A 19,546-nucleotide genomic window follows, 5' to 3' on the forward strand; every position below is an offset into this window, starting at 1 on the left:
CAGGACATCTATACCTGCCAGTAGACCTCTTCTTTGAGTACCCGAGCGGGATTTCCTCCCAGAATGACGTTTTCGTTGAGCAGTGTTTTGTTGATGGTTGTACCAGCGGCTACGACACTGTTTGAGCCAATCGTAGCTCCTTTTAAAATGGTGCACCGGCAGCCAATCCAGACGTGATCGCCTACTATAATTTCTTTGGGGGCATTGATTAGTTCTCCCTGGGCATTGCGGATGGAATGTAGGTCCGTATCCATCATAAGGATGTTCCAGGAAAGTACACAGCCTGACCCAAACGCAATTTTTTTATAACAAACCAGGGAGCTTTCGGCGGTAATGGAGAAATCTTCTCCGAAAATAACTTCCCCGTGATCACCTACGGAAATTTTAGAGCCATGGCCTAGGTTACAGGCTCCTTTGAAGATTACTTTACCAGCTACCTGCCAGATAGAACGGGATTTATGCTTATCAAATATGCCAATTTCACCGTATCCAATTTTCACCTTTCCGGGCCATAAATGGCCTTCAATTTTTATCTCACCCTGAAGATTGCTGAGATACACTTGTTTGGCGACGAAAACGGGAAAACGAATGGCTTGATTAAAGGGCAAATACCTGAAATTGAATCGAATCGTATTAAGATTCAACTGGGAAAGGATACGCAATATACGTTTCATGATTACCGCACGTTACGGTGCTCTTTTTTAGGTGACGATTATGGGGCTAATTTATTAAATTAATCCTGATAAGCGTTTTAATTCCTGAGGCCGTTGTGCAGAAATGAATCAATAAAAAGAAACTATTCCGGTGTTCTATAAATGAAAAAAGCGACCTAAACTTTAGCCTTTTTTCATTTATACGCTTTTCTTTTCCAGCCACATCACGTTCTCTACGTGATGCGTGTGCGGGAACATGTCTACGGGTTGTACCGCTTTGACTTCGTAATGCTCCGCCATCAGAGCTACATCGCGGGCTTGCGTAGCCGGATTGCAGCTCACGTAAACAATGCGTTGGGGGGCGGCTTCCAGAATGGCTTCGACCACATCCGCATCCATGCCCGCCCGTGGGGGATCGGTGATGATCACGTCGGGTTTGCCGTGCTCCGCGAAGAAATCGGGTTTCAATAGCTTCTTCATGTCTCCGGCGTAGAAGGAAGTATTGGCCACACCGTTGATCTCGGAATTAATTTTGGCGTCCTCAACCGCTGAAGGTACGTACTCAATGCCTACTACTTTGCGGGCCTGGTGAGCCACAAAGTTGGCAATTGTTCCGGTACCCGTGTATAGATCGTAAACCAGCTCGTCGCCTTTCAATTGAGCGAAATCGCGGGCTATTTTGTAAAGCACGTACGCCTGCTCTGAATTCGTCTGATAAAAAGACTTGGGGCCAACGCGGAAGATCAGCCCTTCCATGGATTCTTCAATGTACGGCGTACCGGCGATGTGAATGATATCCTGATCCTGAAAGGTATCATTGACCTTTTGGTTGACGACAACGTGCAAGGACGAGATTGTTGGAAAACGCTCCTGAAGGAAACGCATCAGCTCATCAATTTTTTCCCAGTCGGGCTGCCCAAACTGTACAATCACCATTACCTGTCCCGTACTGGCCGTCCGGATGACCACGTTACGCACAAATCCTTCGTGCTTGATGAGGTCATAGAAAGCCCAGTCGCGTTCTTCCGCGTAATGCTTGATGGACAGACGAATCGCATTGGAGGGTTCTGGCTGCAAATGACACTGCATGATATCCAGAATCCGGTCGAAGCGTTTGGGGATGTGAAAGCCTGCCGCCCGCCGCTCCAGCGTCTCACCCGAGGCGATTTCGGCATCTGTATACCAGCGGTTCGTCGAGAAGGTAAATTCCAGTTTATTCCGATACCCATATTCGTGGGCTGAACCAATAATGGGACGGATGCCCGGATGCGGGATTTTAGCCAGGCGTTCCAACGAATCGCGTACCTGACGGGTCTTGAAATCCAGTTGGGTTTCGTATTGTACGTGCTGCCATTTGCAGCCACCACAGGTGCCAAAATGCTGACAACGGGGTGTTTGGCGGAGGTTGGAATACTCTCGTACCGCAACGGCCCGGCCTTCGCGAAAGCTGGACTTGGTTTTATATATGCGAACATCGACCAGATCACCGGGGGCTACCTCTCCCTCAATGAAAATCACCTGCCCATCGTTACGGGCCAGGCATTTTCCTTCGGCGGCAAAATCTTCAACCCGGAGATTTTCCAGAATCACCGGGGCTTTTTGTTGTTTCTTTCTCATTGATCCCGCAAAATTAGACATTTTCCGGAGCCTCTCCGCTATTTCAGTCCCCGCATCGTCGGATTCTTTGCTGATTCAGCCCTAAACCGTAAATTCCGTAATTGATCCTGTTGTACTATGAAAAAAATTTACCTGACTTTTTTATTACTGTGGAGTGTACTGCTGGCCCGGGCTACGCACATTGTGGGTGGAGAGTTGCAGTTTGAATCGCTGAGAAGCAGTATCAATGGAGCTACACACCGCATCTCGCTGAATCTGTACTTCGATGACATTAACGGCCAACCCGGAGCCAATGATTTGACCGTAGTGATTTCGGTTTTTCGCAAACGCGATAATGCCCGAATGGGTGATCTGGAAATGCCCCGGGTGGCCAGTGCCCTGATTCCCTACAGCAATCCGCTCTGTACGTCGGCAGGAGCTTCCCTGCGTACGCGACTCATTCGCTACAGTTCCGACGTCATTTTCCGGCAACAGGAATTTGATGATCCGCAGGGCTATTACATCGTCTGGGAACGCTGCTGTCGGAACAACATCATTACCAACATCGTACGACCTCAGGATGCGGCTACCGTATTTTACCTCGAAATGCCACCGCTCTATCAGAATAGTCGGCCCTACGTTAACTCTTCTCCCCAATTTACGACCGTAAAAGGGGATTTTATCTGTCTGAATCGTCCCTTTACCTTTGATTTTAGTGCCATTGATCCCGATGGGGACAGTTTGCGATACTCCCTTGTTACCCCGCTGAATGGATATAGCAACACCGTAAATCCCAGGCCAATCGCTCAACCCAGTTCTTCGTATCCGGCGATTACGTGGGGGGCGGGCTTTTCGGCGACGACGGCCATTGTGGGCAATCCCCCGTTAGCCATCCACCCCGGTACAGGACAACTTTCAGTAACGGCTACGCAACTGGGACTGCACGTGTTTTCGGTGATGGTGGAGGAGTTTCGGGCGGGTAAACGCATTGGTCTGGTTCGCCGGGACTTCCAATTGAAAGTGATCGACTGCCCCATGAGTGCTCCTCCCGTAGTAATGGCTCGGGAGCAGGGGAAAAGAGAATTCTATAAACCGGGCCAAACCATGGAGATGACGGTGGGCGAGCAGCGGTGCATTGATCTGTTTTTTACGGACAAAGACCCCAATTCCCGCCTGAATTTAAAGGTACAAGCCTTGCATCCGAACCCGCTACAGTATACCATTACCCCCACCCAGGTGACGCTGACGACGGGTAGTGATACGGCTCGGGCTCAAATCTGTCTGGGGGAATGTGCCGAGAGTGTCGATAGCCGTCCCTTACGGTTTCAAGTGATCGCCAGTGATGAAAGTTGCCCCCTTCCGCAACACGATACGTTAACGATCAGCGTATTCGTCCGGCCCAGAGCCAATCAAAAACCGAAGGTATCGACAACCTTAGCCAATAACCGGGCTACGGTCGTCGTAGGAACCAGGCTTGATTTTGACATCGACGGCCTGGACCTGGATCCGGACAGTATCCGGCTGGAAGCCCGAGGGCGTGGTTTTTCACTGGCTAATGCAGGGATGAACTTTACACCCTCCCGGGGGTTGGGCAAAGCTCGTTCGCCCTTTAGCTGGACGTTGCCCTGTGCGGCCGTACGCCGGGAGCCGTACATCGTTGATTTCTACGTCATCGATCTTCGCTGCGGCCGTAACCTGACGGATTCGGTCAGCGTTGAGTTAACGACCACGGGAAGGCCTAGTCAGCCCCCGTCGGTAGCAACGACCTTACCCGGCAATACGGCTACCGTGACCCTGCAGGGAACCACCGGGCAACCCATTCGTTTCCAGGTCAATGCTCAGGATCCCGAACGAGATCCTTTGGTACTGCGGGGGCAGGGACGGGGCTTCACGCTGGGCGGAGCGGGTATGCAATGGAATGATCAGTCGGGTACAGGTACGGTGAGTGGTCCGTTCGAATGGACACCAACCTGTGAACTCATGGAAGGTCTACCCGAGAAAACATTTATTGTGGACTTCATTACCGAAGATAACTCCTGTAATCCCAACCGGTACGATTCCGTAAAAGTGGAACTGGTGGTGCGTGATCAGCTGGTGGACTATGAATTTCTGCCACCCAACGTATTTACGCCTAACGACGACGGGAAAAACGATCATTTTTCAGTGGACGATCTACCGCTGGACAACTGTATTGAGCAATTCCAGTACGTCGAGATCTTTAACCGCTGGGGGAAACGCGTCTTTCGGGATACAAAAGTCAATTTCCGCTGGACGGGTGAAGACTTCTCCACCGGACAGTATTATTACGTCATCAAGTATTCCAAACGTCAGTTTAAGGGGGTAGTAAGTTTGCTACGCTAGAGTGTAGAAAGGCGGTAGTAGGGCCGTTTTGAACGAAAGGAAAGCAATGAAAGATAAAGTGGTACTCATTACGGGCGGTTCTTCCGGAATTGGTAAAGCGTTGGCAGTAGAATTTGGCCGAAAGGGTAGTAAAGTAGTGATTACCGGTCGGGATGCCGGGAAGTTGGGCGAAGTCGAAAAGCTCTTGAAAAGCGAAGGTATTTCCTGCCTGAGTCTGGTTGCTGACGTTAGTATACAGGCAGACCATGAAGCCGTGATGGCAGCGGTTATGGTTCAGTTTGGTCAGCTCGATGTACTGATCAACAATGCCGGTATTTCGATGCGGGCCATGTTCGAAGACCTCGATCCTGAAGTCATTCGTAAAGTCATGGACATTAATTTCTTCGGCAGTGTCTACGCAACTAAAGCAGCTTTGCCACACCTGCTCCAGAGCAAGGGCAGCATCGTGGGTATTTCCTCCATCGCGGGCTATCGGGGCCTGCCGGTACGCGTAGGGTACTCGGCTTCAAAGTTTGCCCTGAATGGATTTCTGGAAGCCTTACGTACCGAGTTACTGCATTCGGGCGTACACGTGCTGACGGCCTCGCCAGGCTTTACGGCTTCGAATATCCGCGTCGCCTCGTTGGGGAAAGACGGGCGGACCCTGGGGGAGACCATGCGTGATGAAGCGACGATGATGTCGGCGGAGGAGGTAGCCGCTCGTATTTACAAGGCCATTGTCCAACGCAAACGGGAGTTGATTCTGACTTCGCAGGGTAAACTCACCGTATGGCTGAATAAGCTTTTTCCGAAGTTTATGGATACCATGGTCTACAACGAGCTGGCTAAGGAAGAGAACTCACCCCTGCGGAAACGTTAGCGGACAATCCAGACGTCGGAGGATTTGACGTATACCAGCTGATTCTCCCAGAGCACCTGGTACCAGATATCCGATTTTCCGACCACTTTCAGGCGGTGGCCTTCTTTGACAATCTCGGTAGGAGGGGCCGCCGCCGAAGGATCACTCCGAAGAATCGAACCCTCTTTTCGAATGATGGCCTGTCGGTACCGGCCCGGCAGATTAACTAATAGAGCAACGCCCGCCCAGTAGAAAAAGAAGATCATTTTGTGCCGGAAGGGAATGTACTGATGCTTGACTCGTTTACTGAGTAAAACGGCAAAAACGTACACCCCGATGACCAGGAATAGCCCAATGAGATAGCCTGAGTACTGCTTGAAGAGTAGAATGAGCAGATTAAAATCATCCAGCTCGTATCCTTTCCAGCCCTGATCGCGGGCAATTTCATTCATTTTTCGGAGTACTCGCTCGTCCGGAATCTGTTCGTAGTACAGATTGAGGTAGTATTGTACCTGAAGCCAGTCTTTTTTTTGTTCGTAGAGATAAGCCAGTTTTAAATAAATCGCCGGAGAAATGCGGGGCGAAGTCTTTAGAATTTGTTCATAGGCCCGCGTTGCTTTCCGAAAACTATGAATTTCGAACAGAGAATCGGCGTGAATAAGTCGTGGTGCGACATTCTGAGCAGCAGACAGTTGCAGGCTGGCGAAGAAAAAAAAGATAGATAATTGTAAATTTTTAAGTCGTAACACTTGCGTTCGGCTGCTGATAACACTACTTTTGCACTCGCAAAAACGGAAAGAGTTTCTGTCAAGCAAAGATAATGATTCTGTAGCTCAGCTGGTAGAGCAATACACTTTTAATGTATGGGTCCTGGGTTCGAATCCCAGCGGAATCACCAAAAGCAGTTTAGAGTTAAGATTAACGCCTTTAAGCGTCTCTTCGGCACCATCTGAAGTTAGTTTTTAATCATCTATCTTGCCACAAAGTACCGATTCTGTAGCTCAGCTGGTAGAGCAATACACTTTTAATGTATGGGTCCTGGGTTCGAATCCCAGCGGAATCACGAAAGGCACACGCAAGTGTGCCTTTTTTGTTTGATTTCTGTCGATGGAGTATAAACGCTACCTGTGGTCTTATTCCAATAAAAAAGAGAACGCTCATGAGGAGCGTTCTCTTTTTTATTGGAATAGTCTTTCCCGGTCAAACAATCACCGTTTTAAAACCGGGGGAATGCGTACTTACTTTTAGCAGGAGTAAATACAGACAGGCCGGATAAATATGATGGAACAGCCGTTCAATAGATTGACTGAGGTGCCATTCCAGGTCATTCGGCGTAGTAAGGTAAATCACAAAATAACCTGAAAGCAGTAAGCCTACAACCAGCATCGGCAGGGACTTCACAAAGGCAATTTTCCTGATGAGTAGCAACGTCAGTAAAACCAGTACTACTGAATAATACGTAAAACCGGTTCTAAAGAAATAGGTAATGATCAACCCGTAGCGATCCGGATTGACAATTAAATCAAGCAGATCGGTACCTCGACCCGCGTGAATCAGGTCATTGGCGGGAGCGTATACCACCTTAAAGTGGACCAGGATAAGAAACGGGAGCAACGCACCCGCCGCGTAGTGCAGGATTGTTCTGAAGTTTCGGAAATGAAAGCAAAGCACCGCAAACGAAAACGTCAGGAAAAACAGAGCTCCTTCATTTTTTACCCAGGTTGTACTACCGGCGATGAAGCCCAGTAGAAAAAACAGTCGCCGGTCGATGCCCTGTTGGGTTTCCTTGTACATCACAAACGCGATGAGAATGAAAAAGGCCAGCAGGGTATCGGAATATTGCGAGCGGGCAATCTCGATGAATTTAGTATCCAGGGCAAACACACAAAGAGCGACAACCGCCGGAAACACATAGTTGAAGCGGGTCAGTCCGAGAAACACCGTTACCGGAATGGCAAAGTAGACCAGATGAGCCAAAATCATCGGAGCCAGCGGCGTTGCCGTCTCCACACCTCTCCACATATACGCTACCAGCGATGGCAGCATCAGCGGGTAATCCGGATGCGTTTTGACTAACTTGTTGGTGAATAAATTAGTCCAGTATTCGGGATAGAAAAGGTATTTGGCATGAAGGTTCCAGATGGCCCACGCGTCCCAATCGCCCCATCGATAGATTTGCTTGTTGAACGGTAGCGTGGCCGCCAACAGCCCGACGAGCAGAAGAAGCACCCGGCCCGGCCGTTCAAATGTCGGTAACGACCAGGAGCGATCGTGGTGGCGGACTGCGTATAAGGCCAGGGCTATTCCAGGAACAACAACGAGTCCGGCTAATACGAGCGGGTAAGGAATGGAAGCGACTAAACTCAGGTAATAGGAATAACCGACCAGGGCAAGCAGTAAGGCAAAGGCAAAGGGATAGCTTAAACCTCCCCGGGATCGGTCTCCTTTATGCAAAAAAGAGCTGACCTCAATAAAAGCAATGACGGTGGCAGCAATACAGGCAAAGATTAACATATTAACGTTTCAGGTGTACTACACGATAGGTTAACTCTTGATTGCCCCCACTGACGATACGTTCGTAGTTATCCAGAGCGAGGGGAGGAAGTCCGGGTTCTTCAAGGATGAGCATGGTATCCCTTTCGGCCAGCTCGACTACCATAGGGGCTAACACCAGCGTTGATTTAAAATAAAGCATGTCAACCCGGTCGGGAGCAACATTCGCTTTCATACCAAGGCTAGCACCGGGGGGTAACTTTTTTTTGACGTCAGCGAGTAGCTCTTCGAGATGATCCGGTTCGGTATAAGCTCCCGGCGATGCCAGGTCGCGATACTTGTTAATGGTAAGCCAGATGATGGATACCAGTAAAACGGTACTGGCCAGATAAAGAAACCTCATGGAAAGATGTAATGCAGCGTACGCTGGGTTCGTTGAACGAATAGGTCTTGAAAGCAAAGAAAGCTGAATTCACGTATAAAAATCGGCCGCTTATAAATTATTGGCTGAATATTCTTTTTCCGAGAAACTACTGATACCAGATTATCGTTTGAAAAGATAGATTTGTGCGTACTCTTTCAAACGATCTTTATGGCTACTTCTCCCGATAAAATCAAAGACGCTTACATGATGCATCTGCTCGAAGAGGGGCAGCAACCGGCGTCGATCTATGCCTTTGCCAAGAAGCTAAAGGTAAAAGAAACCGAGTTCTACGAATACTATAATTCATTCGAACAGATTGAAAGCGGCGTTTGGGTAGGCTTTTTTGAGCAGACGCTCGTCCGCCTGAAAAGTGACGAGGTTTTTCACACGTATTCCGTTCGGGAAAAGTTGCTGGCGTTTTACTACACCTGGATCGAAGTGCTCACCAGCAACCGCAGCTTTGTACTTCGCAGCCTGAAAGATTTCCGTATGCAGCGATCCCTGCGTACGCCCGCGGCTCTGGAAGAATTTAAATATCAGTTTGAAAAATTCATCAAAGACCTGATGGCTGAAGGGCGGGAGAGCCAGGAAGTAAAGTCCCGGCAGCTGGTCGAAACTAAATATCCTACTGCATTTTGGTACCAGACGATGTGGCTACTCGATTTCTGGAGTAAAGACACGTCGAAAGGTTTTGAGAAAACGGATACTGCCATCGAGAAGGCCGTCAACACGGCATTTGATCTGATTGGCGTATCGGCTCTGGATTCTGTACTGGATCTGGCCAAGTTTCTTTACCAAAATCGTTAACCAGGCCCACGTTTTATGAAATCCCAACAATCAATTCCAACCTCCAAAGTAGCCCGTGCGACGCAATTCGTAAAAACAGGAGTCAAAATTGGAGGAAATTACCTGAAGCATAATGTAAAGAAGCTGGTGAACCCGGATCTGAGTCGGGATGAGCTACACGAGGATAACGCCGTTGACATTTACGAGTCCCTGAGCCAGTTAAAGGGCTCGGCTTTGAAAGTGGCCCAAATGCTGTCCATGGATCGGAATCTGTTGCCCCGGCAGTATTCCGAACGCTTTCAACTGTCGCAGTACTCGGCTCCTCCGTTATCGGCTCCGCTGGTAGTGAAAACCTTCCAAAAGTTTTTCGGTAAATCGCCTTCGGCCTTGTACGACACTTTTGATGTGGAAGCGACTGCTGCGGCTTCCATTGGTCAGGTACACCGGGCTACGAAAGACGGGAAAAACCTAGCGGTAAAGGTGCAGTATCCCGGTGTGGCAGATAGTATCAGTTCCGATCTGAAGATGGTGAAGCCCATGGCGAAAACCCTTTTCGGATTGAATGAAAAGGATGTGGACCGCTACACGGCGGAGGTAGAGCTGCGTTTGCTGGAAGAAACCGATTACGAACTGGAGCTACGCCGGGGGGGTGAAATTACTCAGGCCTGTGCTCACATTGAGGGCCTGGTATTTCCGACCTACTATCCGGAACTTTCAGCTCGCCGGATTCTGACAATGGACTGGCTGGAGGGCAAACACCTTAGCGATTTTCTGGCAACCAACCCCAGTCAGGAGGTACGCAACCGGATTGGACAGACGCTCTGGGATTTTTACGACTACCAGATTCACACGCTTCGGCAGGTACACGCCGATCCGCATCCGGGTAATTTTCTGCTGCGGCCGGACGGCACGACGGGCGTAATCGATTTCGGCTGTATCAAAGACATTCCGACCTTTTATTACGACAACTATTTCGCCCTGATCAACCCCGATACGGTGGCGGATCGCGAGCGGACGGAACAAATTTTCTATAATCTGGAATTCCTGTATCCGTCCGATTCAGACCACGAAAAGCAGTTATTCTCGGGTCTGTTCATCCAAATGATTCACCTGCTGGGACGACCCTTCAAGGAGGAAACCTTTGATTTTGGCAACGATGCGTATTTCCAGGAGGTGTATGCCTTTGCCGATCAGTTACAGCGAATCGAAGAGATCCGAAAGTCTAAAGTAGCCCGGGGGAGTCAGCATGGTTTGTACGTGAATCGTACCTACTTTGGTCTGTATTCGATTCTGAACGAATTAAAAGCCGTCGTAACGACCAATCGCCCGGACTGGTTACGGCCTGGCCAGGGTTAAACAAACGCTTTGATACGAAAAGGCCCGAGGCATTCGAATGCCTCGGGCCTTTTCCTTATTTAACGAACGCGAAAGGAATGCGTACCCGAACGTCGTCCCACATCAGATGAAGATCGGCACCGGCTTCGGTTTCCTCGAAGCGAAAGGTAAGGGCTTCGTAAACCTGATCGTTTTTCTGAGCGGGAACGTCCACGCGTAAGTAATCGTTTTCGGCTTTATAGTTGAAAGCACCCCACTGACCCAGTTCCGAATTAAGAACAATCGTCCAGGAGTCCGGGTTCGGAATCGTGAAAAGGGTATAGGTACCCGGTCGAACCGATCGTCCGGCCAATTTCACCTCTTTTGTAATGGTTAGTTCCGTAGCTTCGTTCGCTCCGGTCCGCCAGATTTTTCCGTAGGGTTCCAGTTTCCCAAAAATTTCCCGTCCCTTTCGCATGGGTTGTCCGTACGTAAGCTTGAGGTAACAGGTTTCGGTTTTGTATTGGGCTAAAGCCAGCGGACTGGGCCGTAGCTGCGGCTGGATAATTTCAGCGGCGGTACTCTTGGCGGTGGAATCCGTTTGGGCCTGTACGGAGAGAGCCATTAAACAGCCCATGCCAACGAAATGAAATAATTTCATAGTTTAAGTAAGCGTACGTCGTTTTATTGTCGGAACTTTCGGCAAAAATAAACGATGGAAAGGGCCAGTGTGAGATACGCTGCTGCCAAATTTATTAAACCAGTAAGGTAGATCGCTGAGAATCAATCGGCTGATACCTACGAAGATTGGAATCCTTTGAAACCCCATTTTGACGATATTTTTATGGATCTGGCCGTGAACTTGGCCAAGCGGTCCCACTGCATTAAAGCTCAGGTCGGAGCGGTCCTTACCAAAGACACGCGAATTATTTCCATCGGTTACAATGGACCGCCAGCGGGTACGCACAATTGTGATGAAGAATTTCCGGAAGTGGGTTGTCCCCGTGATTCGAAAGGCAGCTGTTCATTAGCCCTGCACGCCGAGCAAAACGCCATTCTGTACGCGGCTAAACTCGGAGCCAGCATCGAAGGAGCAACGATCTACGTAACGCTTTCGCCCTGTATCGCCTGTGCCCGGATTATTTACTCGATGGGGATTCGCCGCGTGGTTTTCAAAGATTCGTACGCAAAGTACAAAGGCATCGGCGTGGATGAGGGAGTAGAGTTCCTGCGGAAGTTTGGGGTGCAGGTTGAAGAGTACGGTAGGCCTGTAAACAAAGAAAGATTATGATTTGATTCATAATCTTTCTTTGACGGACTTTCTTAGTGATGGATGCCACCGTCACCGTGAACGTGTCCGTGGCTCAGTTCGGTAGGCGTAGCTTCCCGAACGTCGAGGATTTTACCCGTGAAGTGAAGTTGCATTTCAGCCAGTGGGTGATTAAAGTCCATCCATACGGCATCATTGCTAACTTCCACGATACGACCATTCATTTGCTGGCCTTCATCGTTCGTCATCGGTAATACATTGCCTACCTGAATCAGTTCCTGATCGATTTCCCCGTTCACCCGGAAAACATCCAGCGGAAGATCGACAACGGCTTCCGGATCGCGTTGTCCGTATCCTTCGTCGGGTGAAATAGAGAAGTCAAAGGTATCGCCTGGCTTAAGTCCTTCCAAACTGTCTTCAAACCGTTCTGGATAGCCACTCATTCCATGTATATAGCCCATCGGTTCGTCTTCTCCAATGGCTTCTACCAATTCAAATTCCTCTTCATCGGGACCTTTGATGGATAAGTCGTACGTAAGAAGAACTACCTTGTTTTTTGTGATTTCCATGAGCGTTGTTTTTTTGCAAACGTACCGTAAATACGCCGGGTAATTAAAAAGAACCGACAAAAAGATTTTTATATCAGGCCGTTTTGAGTGAACCTTGTATCACAAATAACCATTCCAAAGAAACGCCTATAACCCCTGATTCATGAATTTTCTGGCACATACGGTACTTTCCGGATCTAATTCCGACGTGCAGGTGGGCAATTTGCTGGGTGAGTTTGTGAAGGGACGACTGGAAAACTACCATCCGCCGGGCATTACCACGGACATGCTCGTGGGCGTGCGGCTGCACCGTATTATTGATGATTTTACGGATCACCATCCCATAACCCGTCGGAGCAAAAGTCGCCTGGTCGAGGAGTACGGCTTGTTGTCGGGTATTCTGGTCGATATGTTTTATGACTATGTACTGGCCCGCGAATGGGCGACGTATTCGGCCCTCCCGCTTCCGCTCTTTGCCCAGCAGTTTTACGAAGCAGTCGAGCGACAGCGGCCCTTTCTGCCAGCCTCTATGCAGAGTACGGTTCAATCCCTGATTTCCCGCGACTGGTTCACCAACTACGCCACCTTGGAGGGTATCGAATGGTCGTTGCGGGGAATTGGCCGTCGCTTTCCTCCAGCTGCTGGTATTGAGCGAAGCATTACGCAACTGGAACGGGAATACGCGTTTTTTAAAGCCGATTTCGAAGAGTTCTGGCCCGACTTAAGTCAGCGGTGCTTCGATTATCTATCTTCCATTAATTGATTAGCAGGTATGCCTCAGACTTTTGAAGCCGTCTGGAAAGAATTAAAAAAGAACCAGTTCGCACCCTTGTACCTACTGGCGGGCGATGAACCTTACTATACGGATCAGCTTGCTTCGTACCTGGAGGAAAATGCTCTGCCAGCCTCGGCCCGGGATTTCAACCAGTTTGTGTTGTATGGAAAAGACACCAATGTAGGTACCCTGCTCAGCTACGCCAAGCGTTTCCCCATGCTTTCCGACCGCCAGCTGATTCTGGTGAAGGAAGCCCAGGATATGCAGGGCCTCGATGCGAAGGATACGGTCCGTTTTCTGGAAGATTACATTGTTAACCCACTTTCTTCTACCATTCTGGTGCTCTGTTTTAAGTCGAACGTGGATGAACGGAAGACCTGGGTAAAAGCCTGGGATAAAAAAGGTGTATACGTTCCTTCCAAGAAGCTGTATGACAATAAAGTGCCCGACTGGATTGCTTCTTATTGTCATGAAAAAGGCGTAAAGATATCCCCCAAGGCGTTACAAATGTTATCTGAATTCATTGGAAACGATTTAAAGCGAATTGCCAATGAATTGGATAAAATCATTCTGAACCTGCGAGCCGATGAATCCATTCAGGCTGAAACGGTCGAACGCTTCGTGGGCATCAGTCGGGAATTTAACAATTTTGAATTACAGAAAGCCCTATTGAACCGGGATGTGGCTCGGTCTAATCTCATTGCCTACCACTTTTCCCGTAACCCCAAAGACAATCCCATACAGCCTACGCTGATTATCCTTTATAACTTTTTTAGCAAACTTTTACTGACCCACGCAACGCCCGACAAAAGCGAACGTAATCTGGCGAGTACACTGGGTGTGAATCCATTTTTTGCGAAAGATTACGTAACGGCTAGTCGCAATTTCTCACTCGATAAAACGGTAAGCGTGATTAAATATTTGAGACAGGCCGATGCCCAGTCCAAAGGGGTAGAAGTAGGAGCAGTAAGTGAAGAAATAATTCTTAAAGACTTGATATTTAAAATCTTACACTAAACTAACTCAATTGTGCTGGATTAGCATCAAAAAGGAAGGGCTACCCAGGAATGGGTAGCTTTTTCTTTCAGCGGACAATATGACAGATTACCTTTTTTAGGTAGTGTTTAAAAAAATTAATCGTTCATTCTCAGAAGTTTAACCAATATATGGGCCTGATTCAGGGCTGAAAATAATTAATAAAACTGTGCCTAGCCGATACGTGTGTAAAAGTGCGGTTTGGTATACTCGATCCCGTTTTGGAACTATAAAAGAGCTTTTAGTACGTTGATTTAGCAGCCTATATATGGGGCGGATTTGTCTGGTCTGGGTACGGCTGGTGTAGGAAAGCCGTAAGGAACACGAAAGGTTGCTGAAGAAGAAGGGTGGGGCGTCCAGCGACTGGAGTCAACCTTGTGAAAAGAAAAAACCGGAACAGTTTTCACTGCTCCGGTTTTGTAGCGGGGACGAGAATCGAACTCGTGACCTCCGGGTTATGAATCCGACGCTCTAACCATCTGAGCTACCCCGCCGTTTTTTTGTGGTGCAAAAGTATACGTATTTCGGCCAAAATCCATACCTTGTGAAAAAAAAAACTTAATTTTTTCAGGCCGTGTCGGCAACGCACTTGATACTGGACTGATTTTGAGTAAATTGACGGGATACGTCTTTGACAAAAAAAATTATGACGAAGCATAAATTTGTTACCGAGTACGAGTTGCGGGCTTCTCCTAAAATGCTCTTTCCCTACGTTAGTACGGCTTCGGGTCTTCAGCAATGGTTTGCTAACAAAGTGAACGTGGGATCAAACCAGTCCATGATTTTTGAGTGGGATGGCGAAAATCACCCGGCTAAGATCGTTTCCATGCGTCAGAACAAAAGCATCAAATATGATTTCATGCCTGATGCCAATGAAGAGGAGCACAATTACATGGAGTTTCGGCTGGATCAGAGCGATCTGACGAATTCGACGTTTTTGAAGATCACCGATTACTCAGACAATACGGACGAAGAAGACTTGCGGGCACTTTGGGATGGACTCATCGATACGCTGCGGGAAGTCGTTGGGGGATGATTGTTAGGAATTGTTAAATCAGAACCAGTAAAGAAATGAATGCGTTTGTTTCGGGTTATACTTGTGTCTGATTGACGGAGTTGCCATGAGAAAATTAGATAAATTAGTATTAAAGGCTTTCTGGGGACCCTTTCTGGTCACCTTCGCGGTAACGGAGTTTATTTTCCTGACCCGCTTTATCCTCCTCTATTTTGATGAAATTGCCGGGCGTGATGTAGGCTTTGACGTGTACGGAAGACTCTTCTTTTACTTCGGTCTGATGGTCGTGCCGGTTTCCATGCCGCTGGCCGTATTGCTTTCCTCGCTGATGTGCTTCGGAAACCTGGGGGAGTTTTCCGAGCTGACCGCCGTCAAAAGTGCTGGTATTTCCGTGGGCCGGGTAATTCGGCCCATCTCCGTAGTGATTGTCTTCATTACCGGCTTCATTCTATGGTTTAATAATACGATTCAGCCCTGGGCTAACTTAAAAGGATACAGTTTGCTGTGGGATATTAAAACCACGAAAGCTACGCTGAGCTTTAAGGAGGGGGTTTTTAATAATGATCTGCCGGGGTACAGTATAAAAATATCCAAGAAGTACGCCGATGGTTCACTCAAGAACGTACTCATCTACGACCACGCGGAAAATAGTGGCAATCGCCATGTAACCGTGGCCGATTCAGCCCGGACGTATACTATTCTGGGAGGAACGTATCTGGTCTTTGAACTATTCAAAGGGGTTGATTACGTAGAGGACGTAGATAAATCTTCGGGGGATGGAAATACGAGTGACTTCGCTAAGAACTCGTTTAGCCATACCAAGAAGTTCATTAATATGCGGTCCTTCAAAATGACACCCACTGACGAAGATCAGTTCAAGAACCACGCCATTATGAAATCTATTCGGCAGTTGTCGGATGATGGCGATTCGTTACGGCGGAATTATCAGTTAGCCGTAAAGAGTATGGTGACGATGGCATCGCAGTACTATTCCTATCATTTTCAGACGCTGGGGGAAGGGGCTAAAAAAATGCCTACGACCTGGGTAGATTCATTAATCACCGCTCGCGAGAAATTACCGGCGACGTTACAGAATAGCGATCTAACGGCTTCCGCTTTGAGTTCGGCTAAATCACGTTTGACGTCTATTGAGACGGACGACTTACTCATGTACGACCGTCGCAAAACAATGTACAAAAATGATCTGGAATGGAATCACAAATTCACGACGGCCATTTCCTGTCTGGTGATGTTCCTCATTGGGGCACCGCTGGGAGCGATCATTAAAAAAGGGGGGTTCGGATTACCCGTATTGGTGGCGATCATCTTCTTTATCTTGATGTACGTACTCACCATTCAGGGGGATAAGTACGCCAAGGAGGGCACCATGTGGGTACCCCTGGCCGCCTGGATGTCGAATCTGGTTCTCTTAGGTTTTGGAATCTACTTCCTGACTAAAGCTTTGAACGATTCCAGACTCTTTGAAGCTGACGTATATCGTATAGCTCTAAACCGTTTAAAAGAGCGATTTATGGCCTGGCGAGAAAAGACGCCCTTATTTAAGAAAAAAAGCGAAGCAATGTAAGCGTTTGCAGCATTATTTTCGTACCTTTGCGTTTCACAACTAAAATTAGCTGCAATACATGTATCTGACTGCCGACAAGAAAAAAGCAATTTTTGAATCGCAGGGGCATGCCAAGTCAGCAACCGACACTGGTTCGGCTGAATCGCAAATTGCTCTGTTTACGTATCGGATTAGCTCATTAACTGAGCACCTGAAAGTACACAAAAAAGACTACGCTACGCGTGCAGGTCTGTTGAAATTGGTAGGTAAGCGTCGTCGTCTGCTCGACTATCTACACAAAAAAGATATTACCCGTTACCGGGCAATTCTTGCTGAATTAGGTCTCCGTAAATAATCGGTTGATACGCAAGTCAGGGAATTCCGTTTAGTGGATTCCCTGACTTGTTTTATGTTTGTCCTGAAAATTTTTCTTCGACAAATTGATTACTTCTTCGCGTTTTTGTACTCTTATAGAATAGTTGAGGTAACTGAATGCAACTACGGGGAGTTTCCCCGGCTAACCTCTTGAAAGCGGTTCCTCCTCAGGATGAGCTACACAGCGGTCCCTCACTTGGTGGAGAGCGGTCTCAAAAGCGGTCAAAACGACAAACTATGAACGTTGTAACCAAAAAACTCAGTCTTCCCGATGGTCGAATCATTACCATCGAGACTGGCAAACTGGCTAAACAAGCCGATGGATCAGTAGTAGTCCGTATGGGTGATACGATGTTACTGGCCACGGCCGTAGCCGCACCGGAAGCCCGTCCGGGTACTGATTTCTTACCTCTTTCGGTAGATTACCAGGAAAAATTTGCTTCTGCGGGTAAAATCCCCGGAAGTTTCCAACGCCGGGAAGGCCGTCTTTCCGATTACGAAATTTTAATAAGCCGATTGGTAGACCGGGCCTTACGTCCGACGTTCCCCGGTGATTTTCACGCGGATGTACAAGTCAACGTGATCATGATCTCGGCTGATCCTGAAGTACAACCCGACGCATTGGCGGGTCTGGCCGCTTCTGCTGCTTTGATGGTATCCGACATTCCTTTCAATGGTCCCATCTCTGAAGTACGCGTAGCCAAAATCGATGGCCTGTATCTGATCAATCCGCCGACCTCCATGTTGAGCCGGGCTGAACTGGATCTGATCGTTGCGGGTAATAGCACGGACATTCTGATGGTAGAGGGTGAAAGCAATGAGGTGTCCGAAGATGATATGCTGACGGCATTGAAGACGGCCCATGATGCCATCAAACTTCAGTGTGCGGCTCAGAAAGAACTGGAAGCAGAAGTAGGAAAAACGGTCAAGCGAGAATACAGTCATGAAACCCATGACCTCGAATTGAAGAAGTTTTTATACGATAATTATTACGAGAAGGTTTATGCCGTAGCCGCACAGGGTAACGCCAATAAATCAATCCGTAAAGAAGGATTCAAGGCCGTTCGCAAAGAATACCTGGAGACTTTACCCGAAGATCATACCGTAGACCTGGGGCTCGTTGGCACGTATTTCCACGATATTGAAAAAGACGCGGCTCGTAACCTGGTATTAAACGAGCGTCGTCGTCTGGATGGTCGGGCTCTGGATGAAGTTCGTCCCATCTGGTGCGAAGTCGATTACTTACCCCGTGCCCACGGATCAGCCGTGTTCACGCGTGGGGAAACGCAGTCAATCACGACCGCAACCCTGGGAACGAAACTGGATGAACAGATTGTGGATCAGGCCTTAGTTTCTGGTTACAGCAAATTCCTGTTGCACTATAACTTCCCCGGTTTTTCTACGGGTGAAGTAAAACCCAACCGTGGACCCGGACGCCGGGAAGTAGGTCACGGTAACCTGGCGATGCGTGCCCTGAAAAAGGTAATGCCCGCTGACGCGGACAACCCTTACACGATTCGGGTCGTTTCTGACATTCTGGAATCCAATGGTTCGTCGTCGATGGCAACCGTTTGTGCGGGTACGCTGGCTCTGATGGATGCCGGAGTAAAAATCAAGGCTCCCGTATCCGGTATTGCCATGGGTCTGATTTCCGATCCTGAGACGGGTAAGTACGCCGTTCTTTCCGATATCCTTGGCGATGAAGATCACCTGGGGGATATGGACTTTAAAGTAACGGGTACGGAAAACGGAATCACGGCTTGCCAGATGGATATGAAAATCGACGGCCTTTCGTACGAAGTGGTTGCCGAAGCTTTGAATCAGGCCAAGCGGGGTCGTCTTCATATTCTGAACGAAATGAAGAAAGCCCTTACCGAAGTTCGTCCCGATTTCAAACCTCACGCTCCACGGGCGGTTATTCTGGAAATTCCTCAGGAGTTTATCGGTGCCGTGATTGGACCCGGTGGTAAAGTAGTACAGGAAATTCAGAAGACGACGGGTGCAACGATTGCCATCGAAGAAAAAGATAGCAAAGGCTACGTCAGCATTTTCGCCACGAACAAAGAAGCGATGGATGCGGCCGTAGGTCGGGTGAAAGGTATCGTAACGATTCCTGAAGTAGGTGAAGTGTACACCGGTAAGGTGAAAACGGTGACAGACTTCGGAGCATTCGTTGAATTCCTGCCCGGACGTGATGGTCTGCTGCACATCTCGGAAATCTCCTGGGATCGTCTGCCCGCTATGAAAGGCGTACTCGAAGTAGGCGAAGAAGTACAGGTGAAATTAATTGAAGTAGATCAGAAAACCGGAAAATTCCGTTTATCCCGGCGGGTGCTGTTGCCCAAACCGGAAGGATATGTGGAACGGCCTGAGCGACCCGAACGTCCTGAAAGAGGAGATCGTCCGGAACGTGGGGACCGGGGAAATTCCGAGAATCGCCGCCCCCGTAACTAATTTACGTTACAAAAGATAACGATTCCTGAATTTTTTTCATGTTTT

The 19,546-nt window shown here is 48.4% G+C and carries 18 protein-coding genes and 3 tRNA genes; 13 read left to right on the plus strand and 8 right to left on the minus strand.

Annotated elements, in window-relative coordinates:
- Nucleotides 1–8 precede the first annotated feature (8 nt).
- On the minus strand, nucleotides 9–674 hold the full coding sequence (locus BWI97_RS01245; RefSeq protein WP_094808990.1) for a DapH/DapD/GlmU-related protein: 666 nt from the start codon (nucleotides 672–674) through the stop codon (nucleotides 9–11).
- Nucleotides 675–851: 177 nt separating this feature from the next.
- Nucleotides 852–2,270, minus strand: coding sequence for a 23S rRNA (uracil(1939)-C(5))-methyltransferase RlmD (gene rlmD / locus BWI97_RS01250; RefSeq protein WP_102199754.1), 1,419 nt, complete (start codon nucleotides 2,268–2,270; stop codon nucleotides 852–854).
- A 117-nt stretch (nucleotides 2,271–2,387) separates the two neighbouring features.
- Between rlmD and BWI97_RS01255 the strand changes: the two genes are divergently transcribed.
- Both BWI97_RS01255 and BWI97_RS01260 read left to right on the plus strand, forming a co-directional pair.
- Nucleotides 2,388–4,610 (plus strand): gliding motility-associated C-terminal domain-containing protein, encoded by a 2,223-nt coding sequence (locus BWI97_RS01255; RefSeq protein ID WP_102199755.1) that lies wholly within the window; start codon nucleotides 2,388–2,390, stop codon nucleotides 4,608–4,610.
- Nucleotides 4,611–4,656: 46 nt separating this feature from the next.
- The gene (locus tag BWI97_RS01260) at nucleotides 4,657–5,469 is read left to right on the plus strand and encodes an SDR family oxidoreductase (RefSeq protein WP_094808987.1); all 813 of its coding nucleotides are present in this window, start codon (nucleotides 4,657–4,659) and stop codon (nucleotides 5,467–5,469) included.
- On the opposite strand, the gene BWI97_RS01265 is transcribed toward BWI97_RS01260, so the two are convergent.
- Nucleotides 5,466–6,197 carry an SH3 domain-containing protein gene (locus BWI97_RS01265; RefSeq protein ID WP_102199756.1) on the minus strand — a complete coding sequence of 244 codons (732 nt, stop codon included), beginning with the start codon at nucleotides 6,195–6,197 and terminating at the stop codon, nucleotides 5,466–5,468. The genes BWI97_RS01260 and BWI97_RS01265 overlap by 4 nt on opposite strands.
- A gap of 73 nt (nucleotides 6,198–6,270) precedes the next feature.
- Here BWI97_RS01265 and BWI97_RS01270 point away from each other — a divergent pair.
- Nucleotides 6,271–6,346 (plus strand) — tRNA-Lys (locus BWI97_RS01270).
- Nucleotides 6,347–6,438: 92 nt separating this feature from the next.
- A tRNA-Lys gene (locus tag BWI97_RS01275) sits at nucleotides 6,439–6,511 on the plus strand.
- Between the two features lie 137 nt (nucleotides 6,512–6,648).
- On the opposite strand, the gene BWI97_RS01280 is transcribed toward BWI97_RS01275, so the two are convergent.
- Together BWI97_RS01280 and BWI97_RS01285 are read right to left on the minus strand one after the other, a co-directional pair.
- Nucleotides 6,649–7,962 carry a hypothetical protein gene (locus tag BWI97_RS01280; protein WP_102199757.1) on the minus strand — a complete coding sequence of 438 codons (1,314 nt, stop codon included), beginning with the start codon at nucleotides 7,960–7,962 and terminating at the stop codon, nucleotides 6,649–6,651.
- Between the two features lies 1 nt (nucleotide 7,963).
- Complete coding sequence (locus BWI97_RS01285; protein ID WP_102199758.1) at nucleotides 7,964–8,344, minus strand: hypothetical protein; 381 nt, start codon at nucleotides 8,342–8,344, stop codon at nucleotides 7,964–7,966.
- Nucleotides 8,345–8,533: 189 nt separating this feature from the next.
- On the opposite strand from BWI97_RS01285, the gene BWI97_RS01290 reads away from it, so the two are divergent.
- A complete protein-coding gene (locus tag BWI97_RS01290) occupies nucleotides 8,534–9,172 on the plus strand; it encodes a TetR family transcriptional regulator C-terminal domain-containing protein (RefSeq protein WP_094810414.1) in 639 nt (212 codons plus the stop codon).
- 15 nt (nucleotides 9,173–9,187) lie between these two features.
- Nucleotides 9,188–10,507: an AarF/ABC1/UbiB kinase family protein gene (locus tag BWI97_RS01295; RefSeq protein WP_102199759.1), complete on the plus strand. Its 1,320-nt coding sequence runs from the start codon at nucleotides 9,188–9,190 to the stop codon at nucleotides 10,505–10,507.
- Nucleotides 10,508–10,562: 55 nt separating this feature from the next.
- On the opposite strand, the gene BWI97_RS01300 is transcribed toward BWI97_RS01295, so the two are convergent.
- Nucleotides 10,563–11,126 carry a DUF2911 domain-containing protein gene (locus BWI97_RS01300; protein ID WP_233207718.1) on the minus strand — a complete coding sequence of 188 codons (564 nt, stop codon included), beginning with the start codon at nucleotides 11,124–11,126 and terminating at the stop codon, nucleotides 10,563–10,565.
- A gap of 183 nt (nucleotides 11,127–11,309) precedes the next feature.
- Between BWI97_RS01300 and BWI97_RS01305 the strand changes: the two genes are divergently transcribed.
- Complete coding sequence (locus BWI97_RS01305; protein WP_094810410.1) at nucleotides 11,310–11,756, plus strand: dCMP deaminase family protein; 447 nt, start codon at nucleotides 11,310–11,312, stop codon at nucleotides 11,754–11,756.
- Between the two features lie 32 nt (nucleotides 11,757–11,788).
- On the opposite strand, the gene BWI97_RS01310 is transcribed toward BWI97_RS01305, so the two are convergent.
- Nucleotides 11,789–12,304 carry a peptidylprolyl isomerase gene (locus BWI97_RS01310; protein ID WP_094810436.1) on the minus strand — a complete coding sequence of 172 codons (516 nt, stop codon included), beginning with the start codon at nucleotides 12,302–12,304 and terminating at the stop codon, nucleotides 11,789–11,791.
- A 142-nt stretch (nucleotides 12,305–12,446) separates the two neighbouring features.
- Between BWI97_RS01310 and BWI97_RS01315 the strand changes: the two genes are divergently transcribed.
- Together BWI97_RS01315 and holA are read left to right on the plus strand one after the other, a co-directional pair.
- Nucleotides 12,447–13,046 (plus strand): ACP phosphodiesterase, encoded by a 600-nt coding sequence (locus tag BWI97_RS01315; protein WP_094810408.1) that lies wholly within the window; start codon nucleotides 12,447–12,449, stop codon nucleotides 13,044–13,046.
- Between the two features lie 9 nt (nucleotides 13,047–13,055).
- The gene (holA, locus tag BWI97_RS01320; RefSeq protein WP_094810406.1) at nucleotides 13,056–14,075 is read left to right on the plus strand and encodes a DNA polymerase III subunit delta; all 1,020 of its coding nucleotides are present in this window, start codon (nucleotides 13,056–13,058) and stop codon (nucleotides 14,073–14,075) included.
- A 438-nt stretch (nucleotides 14,076–14,513) separates the two neighbouring features.
- Here the strand turns inward: holA and BWI97_RS01325 are convergent.
- A tRNA-Met gene (locus BWI97_RS01325) sits at nucleotides 14,514–14,587 on the minus strand.
- Nucleotides 14,588–14,739: 152 nt separating this feature from the next.
- Between BWI97_RS01325 and BWI97_RS01330 the strand changes: the two genes are divergently transcribed.
- From BWI97_RS01330 to pnp, 4 genes are all read left to right on the plus strand, one after another.
- Complete coding sequence (locus tag BWI97_RS01330) at nucleotides 14,740–15,129, plus strand: START-like domain-containing protein (RefSeq protein ID WP_094810434.1); 390 nt, start codon at nucleotides 14,740–14,742, stop codon at nucleotides 15,127–15,129.
- An 85-nt stretch (nucleotides 15,130–15,214) separates the two neighbouring features.
- Nucleotides 15,215–16,693, plus strand: coding sequence for an LptF/LptG family permease (locus tag BWI97_RS01335; protein WP_102199760.1), 1,479 nt, complete (start codon nucleotides 15,215–15,217; stop codon nucleotides 16,691–16,693).
- A 58-nt stretch (nucleotides 16,694–16,751) separates the two neighbouring features.
- Entirely contained in the window at nucleotides 16,752–17,027 is a 276-nt protein-coding gene (rpsO, locus tag BWI97_RS01340) for a 30S ribosomal protein S15 (RefSeq protein ID WP_094810402.1), read from the plus strand.
- 257 nt (nucleotides 17,028–17,284) lie between these two features.
- Nucleotides 17,285–19,501, plus strand: a complete 2,217-nt coding sequence (pnp, locus tag BWI97_RS01345) for a polyribonucleotide nucleotidyltransferase (RefSeq protein ID WP_094810400.1) — start codon at nucleotides 17,285–17,287, stop codon at nucleotides 19,499–19,501.
- Nucleotides 19,502–19,546 lie beyond the last annotated feature (45 nt).

Origin of the sequence: Siphonobacter sp. BAB-5405, from assembly GCF_002872335.1 — a bacterium.
Taxonomy (GTDB): Bacteria; Bacteroidota; Bacteroidia; order Cytophagales; family Spirosomataceae; genus Siphonobacter.